General features: G+C 65.0%; 27 protein-coding genes, 1 tRNA gene and 1 pseudogene. 16 read left to right on the forward strand and 13 right to left on the reverse strand.

Annotated features, from left to right (window positions below):
* The first annotated feature begins 136 nt into the window (after nucleotides 1-136).
* A complete protein-coding gene (locus tag EN862_RS28135; RefSeq protein WP_127866738.1) occupies nucleotides 137-514 on the forward strand; it encodes a hypothetical protein in 378 nt (125 codons plus the stop codon).
* A 216-nt stretch (nucleotides 515-730) separates the two neighbouring features.
* Nucleotides 731-1,159, forward strand: a complete 429-nt coding sequence (locus EN862_RS28140) for a hypothetical protein (protein ID WP_245519706.1) — start codon at nucleotides 731-733, stop codon at nucleotides 1,157-1,159.
* 20 nt (nucleotides 1,160-1,179) lie between these two features.
* Here the strand turns inward: EN862_RS28140 and EN862_RS28145 are convergent, their stop codons facing one another.
* The 5 genes from EN862_RS28145 to EN862_RS28165 are packed head-to-tail and all read right to left on the reverse strand — an operon-like array spanning nucleotide 1,180 to nucleotide 3,543.
* Nucleotides 1,180-1,485 carry an urease subunit beta gene (locus tag EN862_RS28145; protein WP_127866740.1) on the reverse strand — a complete coding sequence of 102 codons (306 nt, stop codon included), beginning with the start codon at nucleotides 1,483-1,485 and terminating at the stop codon, nucleotides 1,180-1,182.
* A 7-nt stretch (nucleotides 1,486-1,492) separates the two neighbouring features.
* Entirely contained in the window at nucleotides 1,493-2,086 is a 594-nt protein-coding gene (locus tag EN862_RS28150) for a HupE/UreJ family protein (protein ID WP_127866741.1), read from the reverse strand.
* A gap of 26 nt (nucleotides 2,087-2,112) precedes the next feature.
* Nucleotides 2,113-2,367: a DUF1272 domain-containing protein gene (locus EN862_RS28155; RefSeq protein ID WP_127866742.1), complete on the reverse strand. Its 255-nt coding sequence runs from the start codon at nucleotides 2,365-2,367 to the stop codon at nucleotides 2,113-2,115.
* Between the two features lie 9 nt (nucleotides 2,368-2,376).
* Nucleotides 2,377-2,679 (reverse strand): urease subunit gamma, encoded by a 303-nt coding sequence (locus tag EN862_RS28160; RefSeq protein ID WP_041003069.1) that lies wholly within the window; start codon nucleotides 2,677-2,679, stop codon nucleotides 2,377-2,379.
* Between the two features lie 21 nt (nucleotides 2,680-2,700).
* Nucleotides 2,701-3,543 carry an urease accessory protein UreD gene (locus EN862_RS28165; RefSeq protein ID WP_245519716.1) on the reverse strand — a complete coding sequence of 281 codons (843 nt, stop codon included), beginning with the start codon at nucleotides 3,541-3,543 and terminating at the stop codon, nucleotides 2,701-2,703.
* A gap of 256 nt (nucleotides 3,544-3,799) precedes the next feature.
* Between EN862_RS28165 and EN862_RS28170 the strand changes: the two genes are divergently transcribed.
* The 3 genes from EN862_RS28170 (at nucleotide 3,800) to EN862_RS28180 (ending at nucleotide 6,098) form a co-directional block, all read left to right on the forward strand.
* On the forward strand, nucleotides 3,800-4,054 hold the full coding sequence (locus tag EN862_RS28170; protein ID WP_041003067.1) for an acyl carrier protein: 255 nt from the start codon (nucleotides 3,800-3,802) through the stop codon (nucleotides 4,052-4,054).
* 4 nt (nucleotides 4,055-4,058) lie between these two features.
* Nucleotides 4,059-5,267, forward strand: a complete 1,209-nt coding sequence (locus EN862_RS28175; protein ID WP_127866743.1) for a beta-ketoacyl-[acyl-carrier-protein] synthase family protein — start codon at nucleotides 4,059-4,061, stop codon at nucleotides 5,265-5,267.
* A 126-nt stretch (nucleotides 5,268-5,393) separates the two neighbouring features.
* Nucleotides 5,394-6,098 (forward strand): glutathione S-transferase N-terminal domain-containing protein, encoded by a 705-nt coding sequence (locus EN862_RS28180; RefSeq protein ID WP_127866744.1) that lies wholly within the window; start codon nucleotides 5,394-5,396, stop codon nucleotides 6,096-6,098.
* An 83-nt stretch (nucleotides 6,099-6,181) separates the two neighbouring features.
* Here the strand turns inward: EN862_RS28180 and EN862_RS28185 are convergent, their stop codons facing one another.
* From EN862_RS28185 to EN862_RS28205, 4 genes are all read right to left on the reverse strand, one after another.
* Complete coding sequence (locus EN862_RS28185; RefSeq protein ID WP_348632092.1) at nucleotides 6,182-6,499, reverse strand: hypothetical protein; 318 nt, start codon at nucleotides 6,497-6,499, stop codon at nucleotides 6,182-6,184.
* A 194-nt stretch (nucleotides 6,500-6,693) separates the two neighbouring features.
* Nucleotides 6,694-7,305, reverse strand: a complete 612-nt coding sequence (locus tag EN862_RS28190; protein ID WP_127866746.1) for a nucleoside triphosphate hydrolase — start codon at nucleotides 7,303-7,305, stop codon at nucleotides 6,694-6,696.
* 193 nt (nucleotides 7,306-7,498) lie between these two features.
* Nucleotides 7,499-8,605, reverse strand: a complete 1,107-nt coding sequence (locus tag EN862_RS28195; protein ID WP_127866747.1) for a hypothetical protein — start codon at nucleotides 8,603-8,605, stop codon at nucleotides 7,499-7,501.
* A 373-nt stretch (nucleotides 8,606-8,978) separates the two neighbouring features.
* Nucleotides 8,979-10,787: a methyl-accepting chemotaxis protein gene (locus EN862_RS28205; protein ID WP_127866748.1), complete on the reverse strand. Its 1,809-nt coding sequence runs from the start codon at nucleotides 10,785-10,787 to the stop codon at nucleotides 8,979-8,981.
* 553 nt (nucleotides 10,788-11,340) lie between these two features.
* Here EN862_RS28205 and EN862_RS28210 point away from each other — a divergent pair.
* Nucleotides 11,341-12,231: pseudogene (locus EN862_RS28210) on the forward strand (D-alanyl-D-alanine carboxypeptidase family protein); the annotation flags it as partial.
* A gap of 410 nt (nucleotides 12,232-12,641) precedes the next feature.
* On the opposite strand, the gene EN862_RS28215 reads toward EN862_RS28210, so the two are convergent.
* Nucleotides 12,642-13,091, reverse strand: a complete 450-nt coding sequence (locus EN862_RS28215) for a universal stress protein (protein WP_127866750.1) — start codon at nucleotides 13,089-13,091, stop codon at nucleotides 12,642-12,644.
* A gap of 495 nt (nucleotides 13,092-13,586) precedes the next feature.
* Here EN862_RS28215 and EN862_RS28220 point away from each other — a divergent pair, with 495 nt between their 5' ends.
* Nucleotides 13,587-14,528, forward strand: coding sequence for a DUF1003 domain-containing protein (locus EN862_RS28220; protein WP_127866751.1), 942 nt, complete (start codon nucleotides 13,587-13,589; stop codon nucleotides 14,526-14,528).
* A gap of 213 nt (nucleotides 14,529-14,741) precedes the next feature.
* Nucleotides 14,742-14,818 (forward strand) — tRNA-Arg (locus tag EN862_RS28225).
* 20 nt (nucleotides 14,819-14,838) lie between these two features.
* On the opposite strand, the gene EN862_RS28230 is transcribed toward EN862_RS28225, so the two are convergent.
* Nucleotides 14,839-15,051, reverse strand: coding sequence for a hypothetical protein (locus EN862_RS28230; RefSeq protein ID WP_127866752.1), 213 nt, complete (start codon nucleotides 15,049-15,051; stop codon nucleotides 14,839-14,841).
* A 35-nt stretch (nucleotides 15,052-15,086) separates the two neighbouring features.
* The gene (locus EN862_RS28235) at nucleotides 15,087-15,956 is read right to left on the reverse strand and encodes a hypothetical protein (protein WP_127866753.1); all 870 of its coding nucleotides are present in this window, start codon (nucleotides 15,954-15,956) and stop codon (nucleotides 15,087-15,089) included.
* Nucleotides 15,957-16,239: 283 nt separating this feature from the next.
* On the opposite strand from EN862_RS28235, the gene EN862_RS36330 reads away from it, so the two are divergent.
* Entirely contained in the window at nucleotides 16,240-16,392 is a 153-nt protein-coding gene (locus EN862_RS36330; protein ID WP_193771583.1) for a hypothetical protein, read from the forward strand.
* A gap of 220 nt (nucleotides 16,393-16,612) precedes the next feature.
* On the opposite strand, the gene EN862_RS28240 is transcribed toward EN862_RS36330, so the two are convergent.
* Nucleotides 16,613-18,085, reverse strand: coding sequence for a PLP-dependent aminotransferase family protein (locus EN862_RS28240; protein ID WP_127866754.1), 1,473 nt, complete (start codon nucleotides 18,083-18,085; stop codon nucleotides 16,613-16,615).
* Nucleotides 18,086-18,755: 670 nt separating this feature from the next.
* Between EN862_RS28240 and iolE the strand changes: the two genes are divergently transcribed.
* The 7 genes from iolE to EN862_RS28280 are packed head-to-tail and all read left to right on the forward strand — an operon-like array spanning nucleotide 18,756 to nucleotide 25,847.
* Entirely contained in the window at nucleotides 18,756-19,667 is a 912-nt protein-coding gene (gene iolE, locus EN862_RS28250; protein WP_127866755.1) for a myo-inosose-2 dehydratase, read from the forward strand.
* 27 nt (nucleotides 19,668-19,694) lie between these two features.
* A complete protein-coding gene (locus tag EN862_RS28255) occupies nucleotides 19,695-20,792 on the forward strand; it encodes an ABC transporter ATP-binding protein (protein ID WP_127866756.1) in 1,098 nt (365 codons plus the stop codon).
* Nucleotides 20,789-22,102: an extracellular solute-binding protein gene (locus EN862_RS28260; protein ID WP_127866757.1), complete on the forward strand. Its 1,314-nt coding sequence runs from the start codon at nucleotides 20,789-20,791 to the stop codon at nucleotides 22,100-22,102. Before EN862_RS28255 ends, EN862_RS28260 begins: the two co-directional genes overlap by 4 nt.
* Nucleotides 22,102-23,007: a sugar ABC transporter permease gene (locus tag EN862_RS28265; RefSeq protein WP_193771584.1), complete on the forward strand. Its 906-nt coding sequence runs from the start codon at nucleotides 22,102-22,104 to the stop codon at nucleotides 23,005-23,007. Before EN862_RS28260 ends, EN862_RS28265 begins: the two co-directional genes overlap by 1 nt.
* Nucleotides 23,004-23,822 carry a carbohydrate ABC transporter permease gene (locus tag EN862_RS28270; protein ID WP_127866759.1) on the forward strand — a complete coding sequence of 273 codons (819 nt, stop codon included), beginning with the start codon at nucleotides 23,004-23,006 and terminating at the stop codon, nucleotides 23,820-23,822. The genes EN862_RS28265 and EN862_RS28270 overlap by 4 nt, the downstream gene beginning before the upstream one ends.
* 59 nt (nucleotides 23,823-23,881) lie before the next feature.
* A complete protein-coding gene (iolG, locus tag EN862_RS28275) occupies nucleotides 23,882-24,874 on the forward strand; it encodes an inositol 2-dehydrogenase (protein WP_127866760.1) in 993 nt (330 codons plus the stop codon).
* Between the two features lie 34 nt (nucleotides 24,875-24,908).
* Nucleotides 24,909-25,847 carry a sugar phosphate isomerase/epimerase gene (locus tag EN862_RS28280; protein WP_127866761.1) on the forward strand — a complete coding sequence of 313 codons (939 nt, stop codon included), beginning with the start codon at nucleotides 24,909-24,911 and terminating at the stop codon, nucleotides 25,845-25,847.
* The last annotated feature ends 30 nt before the right edge of the window (nucleotides 25,848-25,877 follow it).

The following is a 25,877-nucleotide window of genomic DNA, read 5'->3' on the forward strand; positions in this document are numbered from 1 at the left end:
CGCGCGGGGCACACATTGTCGCCACCCAATGGTCACGCAATGACCCGCCCGGCGACACTTTGAGCGCCCATTTCAGCGTTCCCATCGGGCCGTTGAGGCGGGCGGAATCACTCCCAATCCGATGGAAGGAATACCCATGCGCAACGCGATACTTGTCGCCGCAGCCGCCACCTTGATGATGGCGGGCGCTGCCGGCGCCCAGCAGCAACCGACGCCGCAGCCCAGCCCGTCGCCGGCCGCCCCTGCCGCGCCGAAAGCCCAGTCCGCGGTGCCGTCTATCCAGAGCGTCAACGTCGTCGACATCACTGAACTGCCCAAGGACGCGCAGACGCAGGTGAACCAGATCGTGGCGCAGCGCGGCGATGCCGGCCTGCAGACCTTGCGCAAGTCGATCGACGCCACGCCCAAGGTGAAATCCGCGCTCGAAGCCAAGGGCATGAGCTCGGCGCAGGTGATCGCCGCCAGCATGCAGCCCAATGGCGCGCTGACGCTGATCACCAAGAAGGCCAGCTGATTGCGCGCCAGGGCGGGCCGCCTTGCGGTCCGCCAACCATATTTTGAAGGGAATGCGGGCCGCCTTGCGGGCCGCTATCCGGCTTTTGAGGGGAACCTGCGGCCAAGCCGGACCGTTTCGCTGTTTTCGCCCCGTCACGAGGTCAGTCAGGAGCGAACGATGGCGAATGGTCGGCGTTTTGCAAGATGGAGTTCCGTAATTGCCGCCACGTTTGTCATGGCTGCGCCCCAGGCGGCGTCCGCGGCGCAGCCGCTGGTCAGCGACAAGCCTGCCGCGGCAATTGTCGATTCCGATGTCCGCCAGGAAGAGGCGCTCTCCAGGACGGAGGCCGGAAAGGTCATCACGGCCATCGACCGCACCCGCGACAATATCGGCACGGCGCGCAAGACCACCAAGCTCGACAGGGTCGATATCGTGTTCCTGACCGATGCGACGCGCAGCGAAGGCGGGCCGCCGCCGGCCATCGAGAACAAGATGAAGCAGCATCAGGAGGACGTCGCCGAACTGCGCCAGGAGATCGAGGCGAACGCCTTGCTCTTCAACGCGATCGATTCGCGGCGCGTGCAGGCCGAGGACGTGCTCGCCGTGGAGTTCGACAATCCGAGGAAGGTCGTCATCTACGCGGCCGCCAAGCCGCCGAGGTGATGTGAGCGCGCCGACGGCCGTCACAGCTTGCCCATCACCTTCTGCTGGAAGCCATAGACCTCGCGCTTGCCGCCCAGCGGCACGAGGGTGACGTCGCGCTCCTGGCCCGGCTCGAAGCGCATGGCGGTGCCAGCGGCAATGTCGAGGCGCATGCCGCGCGCGCGCTCGCGGTCGAATTTGAGGCCCTCATTGGTCTCGAAGAAATGGTAATGGCTGCCGACCTGGATCGGACGGTCACCGCTGTTGGCGACCTTGAGCGTGACAGTCGGCCGGCCCTTGTTGAGCTCGATGTCGCCTTTGGCCGCAAAAATTTCACCGGGGATCATCGCGCCCTCACATCATGCCGAAGGCCAGCCCAATGCCAATCGCCGCGCAGGCGGCACCGGCTGCGCGCGCCAGGCCACGGAAGCTCGACCTAAGCCGGAGGCCCGTTGCAATGCCGATACCGTGGAGCAGTGCCGTGGCCATTGAGAAACCGGCCATATAGTCCAGGCCCCCGACATTTTCCGGCACCTCGGTGCCATGAGCATGGCCGTGGAACAGCGCGAACAGGCCGATGATGGCCACCCCGGCCGAGACCGGCAGGTCGATCGCCAGCGCCACCAGCAGGCCGAGCGCCACGACGGACGCGAGGATGCCCGGCTCGACGAAAGGCACCGGCACATGCAGCATGCCGAGCGCGCCGCCGGCGAGCATCACGCCGACGAAGGCGAGCGGCCAGGCCCAGACCGCCTTGCCGCCCTTCATCGCGGCCCAGAGGCCCACGGCGATCAGGACCGTCATGTGGTCGAGGCCGGACAGCGGATGCGCCAAACCGGCGGCGAAGGAAGAGGCCGTGCCGATGCCGACATGGGCATAAGCGGGCATCGCCGCAGCCAGCAGGAGGATGACGGCGAGCGTGCTGCGTTTCGTCGAGGCGGAGATCATCTTTTGTGCCCTTCCCATTGACCTGGTTAAGCGGCCTTGCGCGGGCCGCAGCCTTCGGCCTTGAGCACGCGCCTGGTCGACGGCGGATATTTCATAAGCTTGGCCGCCGGCCGGATCGGCCGCGGCGCGAAATTGCCGCCGCAATTCGGGCAGACGCCGCCCAGCACACTATCCACGCAGTCGGCGCAGAACGTGCACTCGAAGGTGCAGATCAGCGCATCGGCCGCCTCCGGCGGCAGATCCTTGTCGCAGCATTCGCAATTGGGTCGCAGTTCCAGCATCGGCCCTTCTCACCTGATCGGTTCGTGCACGGTCACCAGCTTGGTGCCGTCGGGAAACGTCGCTTCGACCTGGACGTCGTGGATCATCTCGGCGATGCCGTCCATGACCTGGGCGCGGGTGACGACATGGGCGCCGGCCTCCATCAGCTCCGCGACCGGGCGGCCGTCACGCGCGCCTTCGACGACGAAGTCGGTGATCAGGGCGATGGCTTCGGGATGGTTGAGCTTGACGCCGCGCTCCAGGCGCTTGCGCGCCACCATCGCCGCCATGGCGATGAGCAGCTTGTCTTTTTCACGCGGCGTAAGATTCATGCAATGTCCCGGTATTTCAGATCAGAGTGACCACAATTTAGGCAGGCCAGCTCGACCGTTGAGCAGTTCGACGAGCGGAACCAGCCGCTTGCGGAGCTGGTAGCCGTCGCCGGCGCAGAGCCTCGCAAGAAGCTTGCCAGATCGGCCGACGCTCCAGAAACTCGCGCCGCCGCAGTCACTGATAACGGGGCCGCCGATGCCGGGATCGCCGATGACGGCGCGGACTTTGTCCAGCAGGTCTTCCGCTTGCGGCGAAACGAGCAGCAGCGTCGCGACGGCAAGCGCGCCACCGGTCACCGCCGGCCGCTGGAGCGTTGCCGCGATATCCGGGCCGAGCCGGAAATCCTCCGCATGGATCAGCACGCCGCCCTGGCGGACCCGCCAACGGTCGTGGAAGTTGCCTTGAACCGTCCGCTCACCCATCGCCAGCCGGCCGAACAGCGTGGCTTCGAGCACCAGCGCTTCGGCATCCTCCGCGAGATCGACATCCAGCGTGCGGGCGAAGGCGGCGCGGTTGAAAACGATGGTTTCCTGCGGCAGCCAGGCGATGCGGCCGCCCGGACCGACCCGCAGGCCGACGCTTGTCTCGGCCCTGTCGGCGGCGGCGCGATAGACCTTCTCGCAGGCCTGGGTGGTGATGGAGGCGGAAGCGCCGGCGCCGACCTCGATCGTCCAGCCAAGGCGGTCGCCGCCGGTCATCCCGCCGGCTGTGTTGATCAGCACTGCCTCGAGCGGATCGCCTTGCACCGCCGGCAGGCGGATCTTGGCCGATCCATCCTGATAGAGCCGCTGCAGGCGCGTCCGGCCCTCGCCCTTGCCGCAGAAAAGCCTGGCTCGCCCTGCAACACGTTGCACGGCAGGCAAAGCAGGAGCGGCCAAAGGCGAGGCGGGGTTGGATGCCAAGGTGTTCTCGATCGTGTCCACGATTCCAGGTTAAGCACTCCGGCGGCTTTGTCGATATATCGCTTGTTGCTTGACAACGTTTTGGTTTCTATAGAGGGAAGCCACCCTGGAGCGGTCGCGCGGTGTCTGGCGAGGTAAGGGCAACGGCGTTGTTGGATCCGGGGATCAAAAGGGGCGCTGATCAGTTGGCGTCGGGAAACGACAGGGAAGGAACCGAATGGCTGACCAACTGACGACCGAGATCATCGAAAAGATCAAAGCGCATGCCGACACCGGCGGTGAGGAGATCACCGCCAGCACCGATCTCGGAACGCTCGGCATCCATTCGCTGGAATTGACCGAGATCATCTTCGATCTCGAGGAAAAGTACGGCATCGAGATCGAGATGAACACGGTCGATGCCTGGAGCAACCTCAAGAACGTCGGCGACATGGTCGAGGCGGTTCGCGAACTGATCGCGAAAAAAGCCTGACTGCATGCAAAAACGGGTCGTCATCACCGGCATCGGCGGGATTTGCGGGCTCGGCAACGATGCGGCGGCGATGTGGGACGCCATGCGCGCCGGCCGCTCGGCCATCGGCCCGATCGACAATCCGTCGCTGCATGACCTCAAGGTCAAGACCGGCTGCGAAATCAAGCAATTGCCGGACCATGGCATCGACCGCAAGCAGGTCGTGTCGATGGACCGCTTCAGCCTGCTGGCTGTGATCGCGGCGCGCGAAGCCATGCGGCAGTCGGGCCTGACCGCCCATGCCGACAACACCTACCGGATGGGCGCGATCGTCGGCATCGGCGTCGCGGGCTTCGAGACCATCGAGGAAAATTACCGCGCGATCCTGCTCGAGGGACGCAACCGCGCCGCCATCTTCACCGTGCCGAAAGTGATGCCGGGCGCGGCCGCCGGCCAGGTCAGCATGGCGCTCGGCCTGCGCGGCCCTGTTTTCGGCGCCACGTCGGCCTGCTCGTCCGCCAATCATGCGATCTCCTCGGCCGTCGACCAGATCAGGCTCGGCCGCGCCGACGTGATGGTCGCCGGCGGCACCGAAGCGCCGCTGGTGTGGGGCGTGCTGAAGGGCTGGGAGGCGCTGAGGGTGCTTTCACCCGACACCTGCCGGCCGTTCTCCGCTGACCGTGCCGGCCTTGTGCTTGGCGAAGGCGCCGGCATGGCGGTGCTCGAAAGCTACGATCACGCGACGGCGCGCGGCGCCACGATTCTGGCGGAGATCGCCGGCGTCGGGCTTTCCGCCGATGCCTCCGACATCGTCGCGCCGACCGTCGAGGGACCGGAAGCGGCGATGCGTTTCTGCCTGGCGGATGCCGGGCTGAACCCGGAAGACGTCGACTACCTCAACGCGCATGGCACCGGTACCAAGGCCAACGATCAGATCGAGACCGCCGCGATCAAGCGCGTCTTCGGCAACCACGCCCCTTCTCTCTCAGTCTCCTCTACCAAGTCGATGCATGCGCATTGCCTCGGCGCTTCCGGCGGGCTGGAGATGATCGCCTGCGTGATGGCGATCCGCGACGGCATCGTGCCGCCGACCGCCAATTATCGCGAGCCGGACCCGGAATGCGACCTCGACGTGACGCCCAACACGGCGCGCGAGCGAAAGGTGCGCGCCGCGCTCAGCAACAGCTTCGCCTTCGGCGGAACCAACGCGGTGCTGGCCTTCAAGGCCGTCTGAGTGCAGCCTGCCGGTTGGCGCGTGGCAGCCGGCTGCCGGTGTATTGATCCCGGCCGGCCGCAGACCTAATTCTTGCTCACCCCGCCATAAGCGCCGCCCGGCGCCAATCCATATCCGGAGTTTCCGATGACCGACCTGTCCGCCTTTCCGATCGCCAAGCGCTGGCCGGCCAAGCAGCCCGAGCGCCTGCAGCTCTATTCCGCCACGACGCCCAATGGCGTGAAGGTCTCGATCGCGCTCGAGGAAATCGGCCTGCCCTATGAGCCGCATTATGTCGATATCGGCAAGAATGAGAGCTGGACGCCGGAGTTCCTGTCGCTCAACCCGAACGGCAAGATCCCGGCGATCATCGACCCGGACGGCCCGGGCGGCAAGCCGATCGGCCTGTTCGAGTCCGGCGCCATCCTGCTCTATCTGGCCGACAAGACCGGCAAGCTCATTCCCGACGATCCGGCGCGCCGCTACGAGACGATCCAGTGGGTGTTCTTCCAGATGGCGGCGATCGGCCCGATCTTCGGGCAGGTCGGCTTCTTCCACAAATTCGCCGGGCGCGAGATTGCCGACAAGCGGCCGCTCGAGCGCTATCGCGACGAATCGCGGCGGCTGATCGGCGTGCTCGAAACGCGGCTGAAGGGCCGCAAGTGGATCATGGATGACGAATACACCATTGCGGACGTGTCGATGCTGGGCTGGGTGCGCAACCTGATCGGCTTCTACGAAGCGCGCGACCTGGTCGGCTTTGACGACTTCCCGACCGTCGCCGAATGGCTGGAGCGCGGCCTGGCGCGGCCGGCGGTGAAGCGCGGCCTCACCATTCCGGCAAGGGGCTGAAAGCTATTCAGGAAAGGGCGTGATGGTCGGGTCCAGCGACTTCGCCGCAGCCTGCCGTGCGGGATCGCGTGGACCTTAAAGGCCTATTTCGCCTTGGCCTTTGCGCCGCCGCGGCCGAGCATCGAGGCCGCAAGCCGCGCGGTGGCAACGACCGCCCCTGTCGCGACGCTCGCCACGGCGCGAATCGGACCAGACGTCTTGGCCGCGGGCTTGGGATGCTTCGCGCCCTTGGCCGCGACCTTGTGGACCGCTGCCTTGTGAGCCGCGCCAGTCGTCACTTTTTTCGGTGCCGCCTTGCCAAAGGCCGGCTTGGCGTCTTTCGACCGCTCGGCGGTCGCGGGGCCGGCGCCGGCCTTGGCCTGCGTCGTCCTGGATTGGGTGGCCCTGGTTTTTTTGGCCACGGGCTTTCTGCTGTTGGTTGCCATCTGACAGTTCCTGCTCGCTTCTTGTCGCAATTCCGGACGGCAAGCGATTTGCGCGCTTCCCTGGAATTGCTCCGGCCGGAGAATTCGGGACAGGGTGATAACGGCGTGAAAACCTTAAAGTTCCCGTCCGAAAATATTGAAAATTGAGCGGGTTAACCAATGACCAGAGTTTAACCAATGACCATGTCGGCCGGCCGGCGCCGCGCCAGCACCCGTTCGATGTTGGGCATGTCATTGGAGGCGATCCAGGCGCGGGCGTCCTCATCCGACTTGCCATGCTCGCGCCAACGCTCCATCAGCCGGCGCTCCAGCTCATTGCGCGGCACGTCGACGAAGATGGTGAAATCGAACAAAGGCGCCAGCCGCGACCACGGCTCCTCGTCGAGCAGCAGGTAATTGCCCTCGACCAGGATGAATTTGGTGTCGGCGGAGACGATCTCGGCCGCCGCGCGCGACAGTTCGATGCTGCGGTCGAAGACCGGGATGGCAATGTCGGGCTCGCCGGAGCGGATGCGCTTCAGCAGCGTCTCGAAGCCGGCGAAATCGAAGGTTTCCGGCGCGCCCTTGCGGGGGCGCAGGCCGCGGCGGTTGAGGATGATGTCGTCATAATGGAAGCCGTCCATCGGCACGACCTCCGAGCTACCTTCCGGCAGAAGTTCATGCAGGCTCGCCGACAGCGTAGACTTGCCGGAACCCGGCGGACCGGCGATGGCGACGACGAAGCGCTTGGCCTTGCCGGCGCGCTTGAAGATGGCGGCTGTGATATGGGCGATCTCGGACATCGGCGCCTCTTCGGTAAGGTTGTGGCGGTATTTTGGCGGGTGTGGATGGAAATTTCAAACCTCGTTCCTAGATGCTGAGGTTTCAACCGATTGTTTGGCGGCGTCCCACCCTCGAGATCGGCCGAGACGCCCGTCCCTTCGTCATCCACGGGCGGAGCAAGGAATGACGAATTCGAGGGCTCTGGCCGATCTCTCAGGCCGGAGCCGAGCGGCCGATGCGCAGGAATTCGCCGTCGAACGGCACCTCCTTTACCGCGCCGTTCGGGGCAAGAATGCGCAATCGATCGGCCGCTTGTTCCATGCTGTCTGGCGCATCGATATCCGCGAACGGAACCGCGCCGATGACATGGCGGAACGAGACCGACCGCCCCTCGGCCAGCGCAAACGCGGTCGCCACGCCTTCATGCTTCAGCCAGTTGTCGCCAAGCGAGGCGGCATGGCCGATGGCGCTGCGGCCGTCCTCGATGCCGAGCACGCCGAGGTGGCGGCCGCTCCAGGGCGCGTAGTAGCGGCCGCCATTCGAGAACCAGAGCATCGTCACCGGCAGTTCGGCCGGGTTCTTCAGCACCAGAACCAGGTCCTGCTCGGCGCGCCGCGCGATCGCCGTCCAGCCCGGGCCGCCGTGATCCGCCTCGACCAGGGTGATGAAATCCTCGCGCTTGTCTTCGATGCGATAGTCGGTGAGGTCGGTGGTGCCGCCGGCGGCGAGCGGAAACTGCGTGAGGTCGGCGGTTCGGGCGGGGTAAGCCAGCATGAAGCGGCCGCGCGCCGGATCTGGCTCCAGCGGCGCGGCAGGCGTGACCGCGACGCGCTTGGGCGAGAAGGCAAGCCGGCCGCCGCCTTGCATGACCGTCATCGGATGATGGGCGACGGAGATGGCTCCGGAGCCGCCGGAGAAGATGTGCTCCTGGTACAGGAAAGGGTGGCCGTCGCGCAGCGTGAAGACCTTGTCGACAGAGGCGCCCATCACCTTGCTGCGCAGCCGGAAGACGGCGCGCCGGCCGCCGGCAATCGCGGCGTTCTCGACGGCGTCCCATTCGCTGTTGGCCGGCCAGCCATGCAGGGGTGCGGGTTCGACATCGCTCGTGGAAAAAGGCGCGCAGAGGAAATCGCCAGAGAGCCGCACTGTGCCTTCCGGCAGGTTCGCGGGCAATGTCTCGCGCGGCGAGCCGGCCCAGGGCGCGCGATGCAGCGGCTTCAGGACGCGGCCGTCGGCCTCGACCTCCATGGCGGCGATGTGGCCGACGGCGAGATCGAGCGAGACGGAGATGCCCTTTGCGTTGATGGTGACGGCGTCCATTGTGCTATCCCGCGAATCTTTTGGTGGCCGGCAGCAGAGCCTGCTCAGGGCTCTCGGCGCAAGCGCGGTGATTGGCAATTTGCATCAGCCGTGCCGTCGTCTGGACGAGAAAACCAATTCTTGACCGTCAGCGTCGCCCCTCATCGCCCTGCCGGGCACTTCTCCCCGTATAGTGACGGGGAGAAGGGGCTGGCCGCAAACTCGGCGCCTTCCCGGCAACGTTGGCGATTGGCGAAACCCGCGATGACTGCGCCCCTCTCCCCGTCACTATACGGGGAGAGGATGCCGGCAGGCAGGTGAGGGGCGGCGCAGACGCTGGAAGAAAATATCCGCTCTCAACCCACAGACGGATTTCGCAGCGAGCAGGCCTTCGCTACTGCCTCTTATACTCCCGCACCGGCGACTTCGTGCCGTCGGTATAAGTAACCTGCACCGCCATCGATTTCACGTCATCCTTGACCTTGAAATAGGGCTGGTAGTCGGAGGGAACGGCGTAGGGGTCCTTGGCGTCGCAGGGCGGCATCTTGATCTCCTTGTCGAGCGCGGTGCCGTTGAGGCTGTAATGCACCTCCTTGATGGCGCAGCGGTAGGAGAGCATCTGGGTGAAATAGACCAGGCCTCGACTGCCGCCGGAATCGAAAGCGATCCACGACGTCCAGAACTGATCGAGGATCTGCTTGTTCTCCTGCTGGAGGGCGCCGTTAGGGTCGAAACGGATATCGAACGGGCCGGTTTCGCGGCCCCTGACGTCGAGATATTTGATGGCGATGGTGGTGGCGGCGGTGCTGTCCGGCAGCTCGAAGCTCGGATTGGGCATCGGCTTGCCGGTGCGCTGGTCGTTCATCGCCATAACCCCGGTGTCGGTGAACGGACCGGAATCGCCAAGCCGCCAGGAGATCGCCGTCGCCGGCTCGGGCAGCGAGATCGTCATCGACCAGCCGGCGTTGGAGCGCATCGGCGTCAGCGTCGGCACGAAACGCGACGGGTCGAGCACGTCGCCCAACGCCGTCAGCCGGCTGCGGCTGCGGTCGAGCCAATCGGCCAGTTGCGTCTGGTCGACGAAATATTTGAGCAGGCCGCCATCCTTCTCGTAGGAGACGAATTTGCTCAGCGCCTGCGCCTCGCTGCGCTTGTCGGCGAGCGTCTGGCTGCCGAGGCGATCCTCGGAAAATTCCTGCGCCAGGAGAAAGTAAGCCGGCGCGTAATCCGGGTTGGCCGCGATGAAGGCGTTGAGCCTGTCGAGCCGCTGCGCGTCGTCGAACTGCAGGAGATGCACGAGCTTGATCGACGGCGCCTTGGCCTTTTCCGCCAGCGTGCCGAACACTTCGCGGGCGCCGGCCTTGCCGTCCTGGACCCTGAGCAGCGTGGCAAAGCGCGTGTAGGGGTCGATGGCGTCGACATCGAAGCCGGCAAAGGCGAGGTAGGAACGCCGGGCGTTGAGCATGTCGCCGGCGAGCTCATAGACGCGGGCATTGTGGTAGAATTCGTCCGGGCGCTTCGGATCGGCGATCGCGCCGCCCTGTGCCGAAAGCTGGGCGAAGCCCTTGGCGATCGTGTCGATCGAAGCGGCGATCTGCTCGGTGGTCGCCTGCAGCTTCTCGGCCTGCGCCTGCTGCTGTTGCTGGCCGGCGGCCAAGGTGTCGGTCGTCTGCTTGACCGCCTCGACGGCCTTCTGGGTTTCGGCGCCCTGCGCGGTCTGCTGCTCTTGGGCGGAAGCGATCTCCTGCGCGGTCTTGGCGACCGTGTCGGTCGACTTCTTGACCTCCTCGACGGTCTTTTGCGTCTCGGTGACGGTCTGCTCGATCTTCGCCACCTTTTGCGAGACGATGCCCAGCGACTGCTGCAGCTCGGCGACCGCCGGCACGAGGTTGGCGATGACGCCGTTCTGCGAATTCGTTTCCTGCTGGATGCCATACACGCCGCCGGCGATGGCCGCCGCGCTGGTGGCGAAGATCAGCGCCGGCATCGCCTTGGCGGCCAGCACCAGCCGCAGCACCATGGCGACGGCGATGATGACGGCCGCGACGGCAGCAACCAGGGCAATGTAGGCGGCAAAGGGTCCGAGCGGGTTGAGCACATCGCCGACCGCGCCGCTGATGAAGGCAAAGCTCGCCGCCCATTTGCCGGTGCGGCTGAGAGATGCCCTGAGCAACGAGGTCGTACCCGTGGCGATTTCCGACATGCCGATCCCCCCAAAACCAAGCCGCGGCATATTAGCGGAAAGGAGGTGGGGATGGCAAAGCGATGCTGGCGATTAGCGAAAGCCTGCGCGACGTCTGATCTCCCTCCTCGCGGGGGAGATGTCCGGCAGGACGGAGGGGGCTGTGAAGGAACGCGGCGCTGCAAGATCAAGGTTCCTCGCCCCACGCAGTGGGGAGAGGTGGCTCGGCGAAGCCGAGACGGAGAGGGGAGCGCCCTACGAAGCCCCCGCCCCGTCCGCTTCGCGGCCACCTCTCCCCCGCCTCTGGCGGGGGCGAGGAACCCCAGCCTTGAGACCCCAGGACAGCACCCCTCTGCCCTGCCGGGCTTTCGTCGCCCGGAAAGCCAAGCAATTGGCTTTCCGCCCGCTACGCGGACCGCTCCTCAACCCCCGCAAGGGCGGAGATTGGCAGCTTCGCCGCTGGCGCGAACCCCCAAAACCTGGGCAAATGCCTTCTTCCCCCCGTTAACCAGTTGGACGTCGCACATGCGTTACGTTAGCTTCGCCGCATCTCAGCAACAGCTTTAGAACAGTCTTGCCCCCGACCTTCCCTCTCCTGCAAAAACTCATCGCCCTGTTGGCATTGCTCGCGCTGGTCGCCGGCTGCACGACGGCGGCACCGCCTGAGAGCGTGCTTGCCGTGCCGGCGCAGCCGCAGAAATATGCGGCGATCGTGGTCGATGCCTCGAGCGGCAAGACCTTGTTCGAGGTCAATTCTAGGTCGCAGCGCTATCCCGCCTCGCTGACCAAGATGATGACGCTCTACATGCTGTTCGAGGCGCTGGAGAGCGGCCGGGTGACCAAGGAAACGCGGATCCCGGTTTCCGACCACGCCGCCTCGCAGCCGCCGACGAAACTGCGCTTCCGGCGGGGCGAGACGATCGATGTCGATTCCGCCATCCGCGCCATGGTGGTTAAGTCGGCAAACGACGTGGCGGTGGCGGTGGGCGAATATCTCGGCGGCGGCTCGGAAGACCAGTTCGCCGCCATGATGACCGCCAAGGCGCGCTCGCTCGGCATGAGCGGCACCAATTTCCGCAACGCTTGCGGCCTGCCCGACGACGGCCAGGTGACCACGGCGCGCGACATGGCGGTGCTGGGCATGGCGCTGGAAAAGCGCTTCCCGCAGCATTTCCACTATTTCTCCGAAAGCGACTTCATGTTCCGCGGCAGGCTGGTGCGCGGCCACAACGACATGCTGGGCCGCGTGCGCGGCGTCGACGGCATCAAGACCGGCTACATAAGAGCTTCCGGCTACAACATCGTCACCTCCTACAATGCCGACGGGCGGCATCTGATCGTGGTGGTAATGGGCGCCGATACCGCGCGCCAGCGCAACGATCATGTCGAGGCGCTGATCCAGCGGAGTCTGGGGCCGACGGTCGCGGATGCCGGCCAGCCGAAGCTGATGTATTCCGGGCAGCAGCCGGCTTCGCCGCCGCTGCTTCCACCGGCGGACTCGGCGTTGCCAGGGTTGCCGCCGCCGGATCAGCCGACGCCTGCGTCGGCGGTGCCGGGCCAGCCGGCGTCCGACTTTCCGTCGCCGGACCTGGCATCACCCGGCGCGCCATTGCTGCCGACGCAGTAGGGCGGCGGGGCGAACGAAAGTCTGGCACGCTGGCGGGACAGCGCCCCCCTCTGTCCTGCCGGACATCTCCCCCACTTGGGGGGAGATTGGCGGTTTCGGCGCAGGCTCACTCCTGCATCGTTGGTGGTTGGCGAAATCGGCGGCGCCGGCTGATCTCCCCCCTTGTGGGGGAGATGTCCGGCAGGACAGAGGGGGGCGCGAAGGATCGCTGCCTATCTCATTCTCATGCCGCCTCCGCCGGGCGGACCCTATCTCACCACCAGCACCGGGATCGTCGTCAGCGACACCACCTCCGCCGTCTGGCTGCCCAGCACCAGGCGCCCGATGCCGCGGCGACCGTGCGAGGCCATGACGATGATGTCGCTGCCTTCGCTGGCCGCCGTCTCCAGGATCGCCTCCGCGGGCGTGCGGTTCTCGATATGCAGGGTCTTCGCACCGACACCCTTCGCATCCGCCTCGGCCTTGCATTTGCCGAGCAGCTCGCTGGCGTATTTGCGCGCGCTTTCCTCGTAATTGACCAGCTCGTCGGCCGCGACATAGCCCGCCATGGCGCCGCCCCAGGCAAGCGTCGGGAACGGCTCGGAGACCGTGACAAAGGCGACGGTGGCGCCCAGGCCCTTGGCCAGCTCCAGCCCGTGGGCGACGCCCTTCTGGGCGAGTTCCGAACCGTCGGTGGCGATGAGGATTTTCTTGTACATGGTGGCGATCCCTCATTTCTCGGGGCGCCGCGCGCGCCCTGGTGGCGGAGCCTGAACAGTCAGGCCTGATGTCGATATAGTCAGCCTATCAGGCCCGCCACAGGGGCCGGTTTGATGTGGATCAAGGCCAGGCGGTGGAGACGATTGCGCCAGGGGTGTGCGCGAAATCGCCGACGACGCTCCCCTCTCCGTCTCGGCTTCGCCGAGCCACCTCTCCCCGCTACGGGGCGAGGAACCCAAGCTTGCGAGGTCGCGGCCTTGGCGATTGGCGTTTCCTCGCCCCAATGAAATGGGGGAGAGGTGGCTCGGGCGAAGCCCGAGACGGAGAGGGGGCTGCGCCGACCTATGCGATCGCGGCTCGAAAGTCGGCGAAGAAAGCAACGCCCTCCCTCTTCACAACAACTTGTTCCGTCACACACTCTTCACACTCACCATGGATATGCCGCGCCGGCTTGGCGTATCGTACCCACAAAGCCTCGAACAGGAGCACCGACCATGGCAGGCGACCCGAAGGCATCCGCGCAAATCCAGGCCGACAACGAGAACGACGTCGCCGGCGAATATCTCGAGGCGGAGACCGTGCCGGAGGATGCGCAGGCAGCCGCCGACGAGATCCTCGAAGCACCGGAGGTGCCGGATTCCGAGCCGCACTCCGAACCGCATGTGCCCGGCGCGGCCCGGATCAAGCCCAAGAAAAAACCTTCGGCGATATCGGGGCGCAAATTCCGCAAGCGCGACCTGGTGCGCATCGACGATCTGAGGCCGAGCCTCGCCGACCGCATCCGCTCCGACCATCCCGACCTGCCGCGCGGCGCCCGCATCAGCCGCGAGGAGCTCGGCCGCTACCGCATGCGCTACATGGAGGAGTTGCTGCAGCAGGAGCACGGCGAATTCTCCGAGCTCGACCGCCAGGTGGTGGAATCGATCGCCAAGCAGGACACGATCTCGGAGAACTCGGAAGAGGAATATGAGGAGCACCGCTCCTTCCCCGACCGCGTCTCCGACACCATGGCCGAGTTCGGCGGCAGCTGGTGGTTCCTGATCTCGTTTGCGGCAGTGCTTTTGCTGTGGATCGGCATCAACCTGGTCGCCGGCACGACCAACGCCTTCGACCCCTACCCGTTCATCCTGCTCAACCTGCTCTTATCCTGCATCGCCGCCATCCAGGCTCCGGTGATCATGATGAGCCAGAAGCGCCAGGAAGCCAAAGACCGGCTGCGCTCCTTCAACGACTACCGGGTGAACCTGAAGGCCGAGCTGGAAGTGCGCCACCTGCACGAAAAGCTCGACTACCTCATCTCGCGCCAATGGCAGCGGCTGGCCGAAATGCAGCAGATGCAGTTGGATGCGATGCACGAGCTGACCGCGGCGAAGAAGGTGAAGCGCGCGACACGGGCGGTGCGGCGCAAGACGGCGAAGGTGGCGGTGGAGGGGTGAAGCTCTGTTCCTCGCCCCACGAAGTGGGGAGAGGTGGCTCGGCGAAGCCGAGACGGAGAGGGAAGCGCCATCTCGAATAGCCCATCGGCCAGACAATCGACCCATCAGGCCGCCGCACAATCGCCAATTGCCCGTTGAAGCCCGCGACGGCTTCCGCTAAGAAGCCGTGGCTGGCCGGCTCACCGGCCGGTTCGTTTTCCGGTTCCCCGGGAAGCACCCGTAGCTCAGCTGGATAGAGCGCTGCCCTCCGAAGGCAGAGGTCACAAGTTCGAATCTTGTCGGGTGCGCCAACAAAGCCGGGCATCCCACCTTATTGCCTGCGACGCTTGCCCGACGAAGCAAGATACCCCAGCGCAAGCATCATAGCGGCCACCGCGATTCCGGCGCTGATCACGCCTGCGGGCGTTATCCTGGCACTGCCTTGCAAGCTAATATGCTTGCCCAAGCGCAGATCGAAAACCGACTTGATTTCCTCAGGATGTGAGTGAACTGCAGCCGAAGGTTCTTCCTTGGCAATTGGCATTTGAGCCTCCGGTCCGAATGCCGCCGCTCCCGACATCAAGGAATTGAAGATGGCGATCCTGACGATATCCAGGTGCTCTTGCCCCGACTGACTACCTTTTCAAGGCCGCGGGCTTCGCGCCATTCTCGGCCTATATCTTTGATAATCTCGGGCTGACCAAGACCAGCCAGCACACGGCAATCGAAATTAGACGTATATTTAGCCAGAGAAGGGTTGATATGAATTCGCTGTTGCTTTTCTGGATCTAGGTCAGGGTCGATCAAGCTACTATACCCTCGAACGAATTCGCCCGTCAGGAATGCCGGACTAACGCCGAAGCTCGGGACCCGTCTATAGTAGACGGTAATGCCGGCAAATTTAACCTTTTCAATCCGAGTGCGCAGCTCTCGACCGTCCCACCGCAGCTCTGCGTTATTCAGTTTCACGCATGCGGTCCCGGCATGGAAGAGCCCACCAACTCTCTCGGGGGTGATGGGTTCAAGAGCAATCCAATCATCTTCTAGGTGAAGCACGAAATCCGAAGTCACGCTGCTCCAGAGCGATTTGACCGCTTGCCCGTAGCTGGGCTGTGAAGGTTCCGAAATTATCGCCTGCGGGAAATGGTCCCGAACTATGCTGCGGCACTCTACCAATTCGGGGTCCTGTCCACCGAACGGGTCGATATTCACCCTGAAGTTGTTTATGCGGAAATTTCTGAATACCCGCTCCTGAAACGACTGCATTGTGGCGCGCAATAAGTCAGGCCTTCGACCGCTGACCAGCGTAACATCAATATTAGAGAATCCAAATATAGGCATTATGCTCAGCCCCCCAGCAGGAATATGCCTGTCTGCTTCAGACTTCAAGAGATAGAGGTAACACCAAATGCCAACTTTATGGGTGCTTCCACTGGCGGGAATTGCCATGTCATCATCCAGTACAACGCGGCGTCAGCTACGGGCGCGTCGTGCATGGTCCTAGTGTGTTAGAACAATGGCGTTTTGTCGTCAGGTCCTTGCCGGGCCCGCTCTTTCATTAGCAAATAGAAAAATAACAAGATAAAGAACGCAATGACGACATTTGCGGCTACGCCGCACCAGTAAAAATAAGTCTCAAATAGCATTGGCACCCCCACCAGTAGGTCTATAACCGACGGTGGTATCAAGCAACTACTATTTCAACCTGACGAAGCTCCCATGGAAAGCAACTTTGCGCGATCCTTTTTCGCTCCTCCTGAAATCAGAGGGCGGCTGGAGCGACAACCCGCTGATCCTGGCGGCGATGATGAAAGGCGTCACCCTCGCTCATTTCCGCCGCTACTTGAAGGCGGACACCAAGGACGACCTTCGCAAGATCCACTAATGACCAAGTGGCGACGGCGTATCGGCGTTTCTACCGGGATGCGGTGGCCGGTGCGCAGACGCATGCTTGCCTCGTCTTTGGATCGTCTCCCGGACCGCCACGACACAGGTTGTTCAGGGCCGCTTCGGGCCGTGCGATGAGCATCCCGAACGGCAAATAGTAATTTGCGAATTGCTCGCGTTTTGGGGGTGCATCCTCGCTACATGGCGCCTGCCCCCCCTCACCCCAGCACCTCCCCTATCGCCGCCGCCAACCTCTCCACCCCGTCCCGCGTCTGCGCCGCGTCACACGCCGCGTAGCCCAGCACCAGCCCTTGGGTCGGCGCCGTGTTCTGGAAATATTTCGACAGCGGCGAGACGTTGATCGCCCGCTTCGCCGCCGCCTGGCTGACCTTGATGTCGTCGATGCCTTCCTTGAGATAGCCCACCACCTGGATGCCGGCTTCGGCGGGGGAGAGGGTGATCTCGTCGCGCAAGCGCTCGGACACGATGTCGCGGAAAAGCTGGCGGCGTTGGGCGTAGATGCGGCGCATGCGCTTCAGGTGCCGGCTCATGTGGCCTTCGGTGATGAAATCGGCCAAGGCGGCTTGCAGGAGCAGCGGCGCGAACTGGCCGGTGGTGGAGAGCGCGTTGACGATGCGGCCGGCGAGCTCCCGCGGCAGCACCATAAAGCCGATGCGCAGCGCCGGGAACAGAAGCTTGGCGAAGGTGCCGACATAGATGACGCGGCCGGAGCGGTCCATGCTCTGGATCGCCGGCACAGGGCGGCCCTGGAAACGGTATTCGCCGTCGAAATCGTCCTCGATCACCCATGAATTGGCGGTCTCGGCGATGTCGAGCAGGCGCAGCCGCTCCTCCATGCGCATGGTGATGCCGAGCGGATGCTGGCAGGCCGGCGTCACATAGATGAGGCGGGGCGAGAAAGCGGGAGCGTCGAGACGCCAGCCGCGCTCCTGGTCGACCGGGATCGGCAGGATTCTGGCGCCGGCCACGGTGAAGGCGGCCTTGGCGCCGTAATAGCCGGGCTCCTCCATCCACACCGTGTCTTCGGGGTCGAGCAGCAGGCGCGCCAGCAGGTCGAAGGCGGCCTGCGCGCCGGTGGTGACGACGATCTGCCCCGGCCGGCAGCGGACGCCGCGCGCGGAATAAAGATAGCCGGCGATCGCCTCCTTCAGCGCCGGGTGGCCGGTGACGTCATAGGTGCCGAACAGGGTCTCGCCGCCATGGCTGGCGCGGCGCGCCACCAGCCGGCCCCAGACGCCGAAGGGAAAGCTCTGCGCATCCGGCATGCCGGGGTGGAAGGCGACATGCCCCGGCCTGCCGTGGTGGTAGGGCTGGCTAAGCAGCTGCTGGCCGCGCCGCGAGGGCTGGCGCAGCGGCACGGGCGGGGCTTCGGCGGGTGTTTCGCGCGGGCCTTCGGGCAGGTCGACGATCACCGGGCGGGCGCCCTGGCGGTTGGCGAGATAGCCTTCGGTGACGAGTTGGTCGTAAGCGGCGACGATGGTGTTGCGGCCAAGGCCGAGCTCGGCGGCCAGGGCGCGGGTGGAGGGAAGCTCCAAGCCGGGCGGCAGCGCGCGGCTGCGGATGATGGCGACGAGGCCGTGATAGAGCTGGCGCGAGAGATGCTCGGGGCTGGCGCGGTTCACGGCGAGCGTGTCGAGCGGGAAGGCTTGGGGCTTGGGGTGGGGACGCATCTTCACCGCGCCCTGGCGTCGGACGGCAGGTGCGGGTGTGCGCCCTTTACCCGGCGGCGGAGGGCAACCGCATAGGGCGCTCCCCCTCTCCGTCTCGGCTTCGCCGAGCCACCTCTCCCCCACTTTGTGGGGGCGAGGAACCCAAACTTGCGAAGGCCGAGTTCCGGCACACACCCCTCTGGCCTGCCGGCCATCTCCCCCGCAAGGGGGGAGATCAGATGTCGCGGTCGCTGTCGCCAATCGCCAACGTCGCAAAGGGAGAGCTGGCGTTGCCATAGCCAATCTCCCCCCTTGCGGGGGAGATGTCCGGCAGGACAGAGGGGGGTGCCTCGCGCAGACGGTGGACGCTTAGTTCCATGGTGCTGCGTGGATGCTCTTGGATTTGCCATCCCCCATCCTGCCACACCCACCTCCCGGCGCAAACTGGTTCCTTCATTTTCCGGAAAACTGGCCCTCGCGATGGAGACAGAGCGGCGTAGACTTCGGTCACTGACGTTGGGGTAAGATGTCGACAAGAACATGCAAGACGGGGACATGTGAGGCGGGACACTGGGAGGGCGTCCTGACGAACGAAACGGCAGGGTTTCGCGCCCTGCCGCCAGCGCCAGCAGCCATCTCCTCCCGAAACTCATACCCCGCAGCCATCCCGGCCGCGGGCGGAAAGCGAGCAATGACGACAGTTCGACTTGGCATCAACCCGATCACCTGGACCAATGACGACGTGCCGGAACTGGGCGGCGATACGCCGCTCGAGACCTGCCTCAGCGAAACCGCCGAGGCCGGCTATGCCGGCACCGAGCTTGGCGGCAAGTTTCCGCGCGACAGCCGCACGCTTCGGCCCATCCTCGACCATTACGGGCTGGCGCTGGTCTCCGGCTGGTATGACGGGCGCATCTGCGAGAAGGAGGTGGACGAGGAGTTCGAGGCGATCCGGCCGCATCTGACGCTGCTGCGCGACCTCGGCGCCCGGCGCGTCGTCTATGCCGACACCTCGCGCGGACGGCATGGCGCCATCCACGATCCGATCTCGCAGCGGCCGAAGCTGATGGATGGCGAATGGAAGGCCTATGGCGAAAAGATCACCAGGCTTGCCGAGCGTTTTGTCGATTTCGGTGTCGGCATGGCCTTCCACCATCACATGGGCACGATCGTCGAGACCGACCAGGAGATCGACAGGCTGATGCACACAACCGGCGAGGCGGTCGGCCTGCTTTACGACACCGGGCACTGCGCCTTTTCGGGCGGCGACCCGGAGCAATTGCTGCGCCGGCATGTGGAGCGCGTCGTGCATGTGCATTGCAAGGATGTGCGCCCGGCCATGCTGAAGAAGGCGCGCGAGGCCGACATGAGCTTCATGGGCGCGGTGATGGAAGGCATCTTCACCGTCCCGGGCGACGGCGCGATCGACTATCCGACGCTGCTCAAGATCCTCGCCGACCACGGCTATTCCGGCTGGCTGGTGGTGGAGGCCGAGCAGGACCCGGCCAAGGCGCACCCCTTGACCTATGCCACGATGGGGTATCGCAATCTCATGAAGCTGGCCGAGGGCGCGGGCTTCTATGTCCACGAACGGAGGGCCTGAAGAAAGCATGGGGCGCCGGGGAGGGAGATGAGTTCGGTTCTGTACCAGAAGGTGGTCAAGAGCTTCGGCGCGCTCAACGTGCTGCGATCGCTCGACCTTGCCGTGCCGGATCACAAATTCCTCGCTTTGCTCGGCCCGTCGGGCTGCGGCAAGACCACGGCGCTGCGCATCCTGGCCGGGCTCGACATGCCGAGCGCGGGCAAGGTCTTCATCGGCGAGCGCGACGTCACGCGGCTGCAGCCGCGCGATCGCGACATCGCCATGGTCTTCCAGAGCTACGCGCTCTATCCGCAGATGACGGTCGCCGAAAACATCGGCTATCCGTTGTGGATCCGCGGCACGCCGGACGCCGGGCGAAAGGCCAAGATCGGCGAGGTCGCCGCCATTCTCGAAATCGGCCACCTGCTCGACCGTAGGCCACGCCAGCTTTCGGGCGGACAGCGCCAGCGTGTCGCGCTGGCACGCGCCATCGTGCGCGACCCGGCCGCCTTCCTGATGGACGAGCCGCTCTCCAATCTCGACGCGAGGCTGCGGCTCACCATGCGCGGCGAGATCAAGCGGCTCTGCCAGCGCCTCAGCGCCACCACCATCTACGTCACCCATGATCAGGTCGAGGCCCTGACGATGGCCGACTTCGTTGCCGTCATGCATGGCGGCGAGCTGCAGCAGATGGCGCCGCCCATCGAGATATACGACCGCCCGGCAAACCGCTTCGTCGCCACCTTCGTCGGCAACCCGCCTATGAACATCCTGCCGGCAGCGCTTTCCGAGCGAGGGGTCATCGTGGCCGGCAAGGTCGTCCCGCTGGACGCCGCGCGGCTCGCCGCCTGCCGCGCCGCCTCAATCGCCGAAATCGGTCTCCGGCCGGAGGATTGCAGCGCTGCCGCGGTCGACGCGCCCGACGCGCTCCCCGGCGAAATCTACGTCGTCGAGCCGATGGGCAACGAAACGCTGGTCAATGTCCGCCTCGAAGGCGGCAACGTCTCGGTCCGGGCCGGCCGCGAATTCAGGGGTGTGGTGGGTGAAAGCATCGGCGTCGCCTTCGACCCGGCGAACGCCTGTTTCTTCAACTCGGCCGGCCTCACCGCCGTCCACAGGGTCAACAACAATGGGAGAGTCACATGATGCATTCCAGCAGACTTACTCGCCGCTCCGTCATCAAGGGCGGGCTTGGCCTGGCCCTGGCGACCACCGCGCTGACCACGCTCGGCCTGCCGATGCCGGCAAAGGCGGCCGGCAAGAAAGTGATTATCGGCGCCTTCGCCGATGGCGGCCTGACGCCGTTCAAGGAAAAGATCATCCCGCTGGCCAAGGAACAGGGCTTCGACATCCAATTCCTCGAGGATGAATATGGCGTGACGCTCGAGAAGTGGTTCGCCGACGCCCAGAGCGGCGCCGGCCAGTATGACCTCTATCTGCTCGACGACCCGTGGGTGCCGCAGTTCGGCGCGGCCAACGTGCTCGAGGATCTTGGCGCCGGCGGCATCGACGGGTCGGACAAGGACTGGATCGGCCCGATGATCGACATGGGCTACTGGCCGCCGCAGCAGGGGCCTCGCGTCAAGGGCTTCGAGAACGCCAAGCCGACGCTGATCTGCGTGCCCTTCGTCGGCGACCTGCAGACGCTGACCTATCGCAACGACGTCTTCACCGGCGGCGCGCCGAAGACCTGGGACGAGGTGATCGCCAAGGGCAAGGAAGGCGTCGCCGCCGGCAAGATCAAATACCCGGTCGTCTTCCGCGGCGTTTCCGGCAACCCGATCGTCACCAGCTGGTATCCGGTCTTCCTGTCGTTCGGCGGCTCCTTCTTCGACGACAAGTGGAACCCGATCTTCAATTCGGCCGAAGGCAAGGCCTCGGCCGATTTCTTCGTCGGCACGATGAAGCAGAACGCGCCGAGCGGCGTGGTGGAGTTCGACTCCGACCAGGAGGGCGCTGCGATCCTCGGTGGCGAGGCCGGCGCCATCATCCAGTACTCGGGCAATGCGCTGAAGGCCGACGATCCCGCTCAGACCAAGGTTGCCGGCAAGCTCGATTTCGGCGTCGTGCCGAAACAGGAAAAGGCGATCGCCCAGATGGGCATCTTTATCGCCGGCGTGCCAAAATCGGCGCCCAACAAGGCGAACTCCATCGAGTTCCTGAAATGGTATGTCAGCGCCGAGACGCAGGCGAAGCTCTCGGAAGCGGGCTCTATCCCGGTCAAGCGCAGCGCCTTCGGTGTCGCAAAGCCCGGCAACCGGCTTATTCCGGTTGCGCTCCAACAGCTCGACGCCGGCGCGCTGCCCAGGCCGCGCACGCCCGACTGGGCGAAGGTCGAGGAACTGCTCGGCATCGAGCTCAACAAGGCCTTGCAGGCCGGCTCCGGCGGCGGCGCCGCTTTGGACACGGCGGCCAAGCAGGTCAAGGACTACCTGACCACGGTCGGATACTACTGATGCAAACCGGCACGCAGGCGCGCAAATATCGCCTGCAGGGGGCGGGGCTCGACCTCGCCCTCCCCTACCTCATGCTGGCGCCGGGCCTGATGGTCGTGCTCGGCGTGCTGGTCTATCCGCTTTGGGACGGGCTGCGCGCCAGCACCCGGGCTTACCGCTACGGGTCGCCCATCTCCAATGTCGGCTTCCAGAACTATGTGCAGCTTTGGAGCGACGCGCAGTTCCTGAATTCGCTGTGGGTCACGGTCAAGTTCGTGGCGCTTTCGGTGTCGATTGAGGCGGTGCTGGGCTTCGCGCTGGCCTTGTTCTGCCTGCACGAATTCCGTGGCATACGGTTGCTCAGGACGGTGCTGATCATTCCCATGGTGATCACGCCGGTCGTCGTCGCCATCCTGTTCAGGCTGATCTACGCCAGCGACGCCGGCATGCTGACGGCGCTCTCGGAGGCCATGGGCGGCGGCGGGGTCCAGATCCTCGGAAACCCGCTCAATGCCTTTATCGGCCTTGTCGTGCTCGACGTCTGGGAGTGGACGCCGCTGATGTTCCTGATCCTGCTCGCCGGGCTGCAGTCGCTGCCGCACGAACCGTTCGAGGCGGCGCGCGTCGACGGCGCAGGGTCCTGGCGCGTCTTCGCCGATCTCACCTTCCCGATGATGCGGCCGGTGCTGGCGGTGGCGATCGTTCTGAGGACCATCGACGCCTTCGGCACCTTCGACCAGGTTTTCGTGCTGACCCGAGGCGGGCCGGGCGAAGCGACGAGGCTGATCTCGATCTATGGCTATGACACCGCGTTCAAGTTCCAGCAGACCGGATACGCGGCGGCGCTGTTTGTGACGATCGGCCTCGTCGTGCTCGCGCTCGCCTTCAGCGCCATCAGGCTCCTGCGCAGGGTCGACGCGTCATGAGCACCCGTCTGGCGCGCATCCTCACCACCATCTTCGTGCTGGCAATCGTGCTGCTGCCGATCTACTGGCTGGTCTCCACCTCGCTCAAGTCGAACCGCGAGATCACCCAGGAAGGCACGCTCTATCCGCATGTGCCGACGCTCGACAATTACGTCAGGCTGTTCACCGAAAAGCAGTTCGGCTCCTATTTGACGAACTCGGTGGTGGTCACCTTCTTCTCGGTCGCGATAGCGCTGGTCTTCGGCGCGATGGGGGCCTACGCGATCGCAAGGTTCCGCCTGCCATTCGCCGCGGAGAGCAAGATCGGTCTCTTCCTGCTGACACTGCGCATCATCCCACCGGTGGTGATCCTGATACCCGTCTATCTCTTGATGCTGAGCCTCGGGCTGCTCGACAGCTGGCTTGGCCTGATCGCCACCTACACCGCCTTCAACGTCACCTTTTGCGTCTGGATGATGGAGAGCTTCTTCCGCGAGATTCCCGTCGACCTCGAGGAGGCGGCCATGGTGGACGGCGATTCACGCTTCGGCGCCTTCCGCCGCATCACGCTGCCGCTGGCAGCGCCGGGGTTGGCGGCCACCGCCATCTTCGCCGTGCTGGTCACCTTCAACGAATTCCTTTTCGCGCTGGCGCTGACCGCGACGCCGCGCGCAATGACCATGCCGCGCGGCACCGCCACACTCATCGGGCGCATCGATACCGACTGGGCCTCGATGGCCGCCGCCGGCGTCATCGGCGCACTGCCGATCGTCTTTTTCGCGTTGCTGGTGCAGCGGCACCTGGTTCGCGGCCTGACCATGGGCGCCGTGAAGTGACCGCCGGCCGTGCATGTTGAACTGGCCGTCGCGGACGGCTGCACAGGAAAGTTGAACGCATGATCGATGTTTGTCTGTTCGGGGTGGGACTGATCGGAAGGGTGCATGCCGGCAATCTGGCGCGCCACCCGAAAGTGCGGCTGCGCTATATCGTCGATCCCAATCGGGAGGCCGCCGCCAAGGTCGCGGCCGCGACCGGCGCCGAGATCGCCGATACCGAGACCGTGATGAACGATCCGGCCGTGAAGATGGTGTTCATCGCGTCGGCGACGCGCACCCACGCCGAGCTCGCCATGGAAGCGGCGGCAAAGGGCAAGGCGATCTTCTGCGAGAAGCCGATCGATCTCGATCTCAAGCGCACGGACGAATGCCTGGCGGCGGTCGCGAAGGCCGGCGTGCCTTTCCAGATCGGTTTCAACCGCCGCTTCGATCCGAGCTTCCGGGCGCTGAAGGAGCGCCTCGACGGCGGCGAGATCGGCGCCGTCGAGCAGGTCATCATCACCAGCCGCGATCCAGAACCGGAAACCGAGGAAGCGCTGGCCGGAGGCGGAGGCGTCTTTCGCGAAATGACCATCCACGACTTCGACATGGCGCGGAACATGCTGGGCGAGGAGCCGGTCGAGCTGTTCGCGACCGGTTCCTCGCTGGTGGCGCCGCAATACCGCAAGCTCGGCGACTACGACACCGCGATGTTCATCCTGCGAACGGCGTCGGGCCGGCAATGCCACATCAACAACAGCGTCAGGGCCGCCTATGGCTACGACCAGCGCATCGAGGTGCACGGTGCCGACGGCATGCTGCAGGCCGGCAACCGGCTGCCGACCTCGGTGGAGATGTATAGGAGCAATGGCATATCGCGCGACAAGCCCTACTACTTCTTCGTCGAACGCTATGCGGAATCCTACGCCGCCGAGATCGATCACTTCATCAGCTGCGTCGAAACCGGCAGGAGCCCGGCGGTCACCGCCAGCGACGGCCGCAAGGCCATGATCCTTTGCGAGGCGGCGCTTGCGTCGGCGCGGTCCGGCAGGTTCGAGCCGGTAAAGCTCTGAGCGGATGGTCTGAAGGCAAGCAGGAGTCACCGACATGAAGATTGGCATGATCACCGACAGCCTGGGCAACCTGTCCTTCGACGAGATGCTGCGCGCCTCGGCCGAGCTTGGGCTGGAGAAGCTGGAGTTCGCCTGCGGCAACTGGTCGTCGGCGCCGCATATCGACCTGGCGGCGATGCTGCACAGTGCTGCGACCCGCGCCGAATTCGTCGCCAAGGTCCGCGACCACGGGCTGACGATCGCGGCGCTCAACTGCTCGGGCAACCCGCTGCATCCGGGACCGCAGGGCAAGCAGCACCGCCAGGTGACCGAGGACACGATCCGGCTGGCGAGCCTGATGGGCATCGACCGCGTGGTCATGATGTCCGGCCTGCCCGGAGGGCCGGGCGACGCCAACCCCAACTGGATCATCACCGACTGGCCGCCCGAATGCGCCGACATCCAGCGCTACCAATGGGACGATTGCATCATCCCCTACTGGCGCGATCTGGTGAAATTCTCGAACAATCTCGGCATCGGCAAACTGTGCCTGGAACTGCATGGCCACCAGGCCGTCTACAACGTCCAGACGCTGTTCCGGCTGCGCGATGCCGTCGGCGAGACGGTCGGCGCGAACTACGATCCGAGCCATCCGATGTGGATGGGCGCCGATCCGATCGCCGCCGTGCGCAAGCTTGGCTCGGCGATCTACTATGTCCACGCCAAGGACACACGCGTCGAGCCGATACCGGCCGCCATCGACGGCGTGCTCGATGCGCGTCCGCCAAACCACTATGCCGAAAGGGCCTGGAATTACATCACGCTGGGCTACGGCCATGGCGAGACATGGTGGCGGCAGTTCTGCACCGCGCTGAAGCAGGCAGGCTACGACGACGTGCTCTCGATCGAGCACGAGGACATGATGCTGTCGCCGATGGAAGGCATGCGCAAGTCCGTAGCGTTGCTGCGCAATGTCGCCATCAACCTGGCTTGAGGCGGCCGATCCGAGGCGTCGTCGCCCAGA

It is taken from the genome of Mesorhizobium sp. M2E.F.Ca.ET.219.01.1.1 (assembly GCF_004016445.2).
GTDB lineage: Bacteria > Pseudomonadota > Alphaproteobacteria > Rhizobiales > Rhizobiaceae > Mesorhizobium.

Excerpts from the sequence above, each read along its gene's own strand:
- EN862_RS28135 (WP_127866738.1), top strand. The coding sequence starts at position 137 with ATGCGCAACGCGATACTTGTCGCCGCAGCCGCCACCTTGATGATGGCG.
- EN862_RS28140 (WP_245519706.1), top strand. The coding sequence starts at position 731 with ATGGCTGCGCCCCAGGCGGCGTCCGCGGCGCAGCCGCTGGTCAGCGAC.
- EN862_RS28145 (WP_127866740.1), bottom strand. The coding sequence starts at position 1,485 with ATGATCCCCGGTGAAATTTTTGCGGCCAAAGGCGACATCGAGCTCAAC.
- EN862_RS28150 (WP_127866741.1), bottom strand. The coding sequence starts at position 2,086 with ATGATCTCCGCCTCGACGAAACGCAGCACGCTCGCCGTCATCCTCCTG.
- EN862_RS28155 (WP_127866742.1), bottom strand. The coding sequence starts at position 2,367 with ATGCTGGAACTGCGACCCAATTGCGAATGCTGCGACAAGGATCTGCCG.
- EN862_RS28160 (WP_041003069.1), bottom strand. The coding sequence starts at position 2,679 with ATGAATCTTACGCCGCGTGAAAAAGACAAGCTGCTCATCGCCATGGCG.
- EN862_RS28170 (WP_041003067.1), top strand. The coding sequence starts at position 3,800 with ATGGCTGACCAACTGACGACCGAGATCATCGAAAAGATCAAAGCGCAT.
- EN862_RS28175 (WP_127866743.1), top strand. The coding sequence starts at position 4,059 with ATGCAAAAACGGGTCGTCATCACCGGCATCGGCGGGATTTGCGGGCTC.
- EN862_RS28180 (WP_127866744.1), top strand. The coding sequence starts at position 5,394 with ATGACCGACCTGTCCGCCTTTCCGATCGCCAAGCGCTGGCCGGCCAAG.
- EN862_RS28190 (WP_127866746.1), bottom strand. The coding sequence starts at position 7,305 with ATGTCCGAGATCGCCCATATCACAGCCGCCATCTTCAAGCGCGCCGGC.
- EN862_RS28195 (WP_127866747.1), bottom strand. The coding sequence starts at position 8,605 with ATGGACGCCGTCACCATCAACGCAAAGGGCATCTCCGTCTCGCTCGAT.
- EN862_RS28205 (WP_127866748.1), bottom strand. The coding sequence starts at position 10,787 with ATGTCGGAAATCGCCACGGGTACGACCTCGTTGCTCAGGGCATCTCTC.
- EN862_RS28215 (WP_127866750.1), bottom strand. The coding sequence starts at position 13,091 with ATGTACAAGAAAATCCTCATCGCCACCGACGGTTCGGAACTCGCCCAG.
- EN862_RS28220 (WP_127866751.1), top strand. The coding sequence starts at position 13,587 with ATGGCAGGCGACCCGAAGGCATCCGCGCAAATCCAGGCCGACAACGAG.
- EN862_RS28230 (WP_127866752.1), bottom strand. The coding sequence starts at position 15,051 with ATGCCAATTGCCAAGGAAGAACCTTCGGCTGCAGTTCACTCACATCCT.
- EN862_RS28235 (WP_127866753.1), bottom strand. The coding sequence starts at position 15,956 with ATGGCAATTCCCGCCAGTGGAAGCACCCATAAAGTTGGCATTTGGTGT.
- EN862_RS28240 (WP_127866754.1), bottom strand. The coding sequence starts at position 18,085 with ATGCGTCCCCACCCCAAGCCCCAAGCCTTCCCGCTCGACACGCTCGCC.
- iolE (WP_127866755.1), top strand. The coding sequence starts at position 18,756 with ATGACGACAGTTCGACTTGGCATCAACCCGATCACCTGGACCAATGAC.
- EN862_RS28255 (WP_127866756.1), top strand. The coding sequence starts at position 19,695 with ATGAGTTCGGTTCTGTACCAGAAGGTGGTCAAGAGCTTCGGCGCGCTC.
- EN862_RS28260 (WP_127866757.1), top strand. The coding sequence starts at position 20,789 with ATGATGCATTCCAGCAGACTTACTCGCCGCTCCGTCATCAAGGGCGGG.
- EN862_RS28265 (WP_193771584.1), top strand. The coding sequence starts at position 22,102 with ATGCAAACCGGCACGCAGGCGCGCAAATATCGCCTGCAGGGGGCGGGG.
- EN862_RS28270 (WP_127866759.1), top strand. The coding sequence starts at position 23,004 with ATGAGCACCCGTCTGGCGCGCATCCTCACCACCATCTTCGTGCTGGCA.
- iolG (WP_127866760.1), top strand. The coding sequence starts at position 23,882 with ATGATCGATGTTTGTCTGTTCGGGGTGGGACTGATCGGAAGGGTGCAT.
- EN862_RS28280 (WP_127866761.1), top strand. The coding sequence starts at position 24,909 with ATGAAGATTGGCATGATCACCGACAGCCTGGGCAACCTGTCCTTCGAC.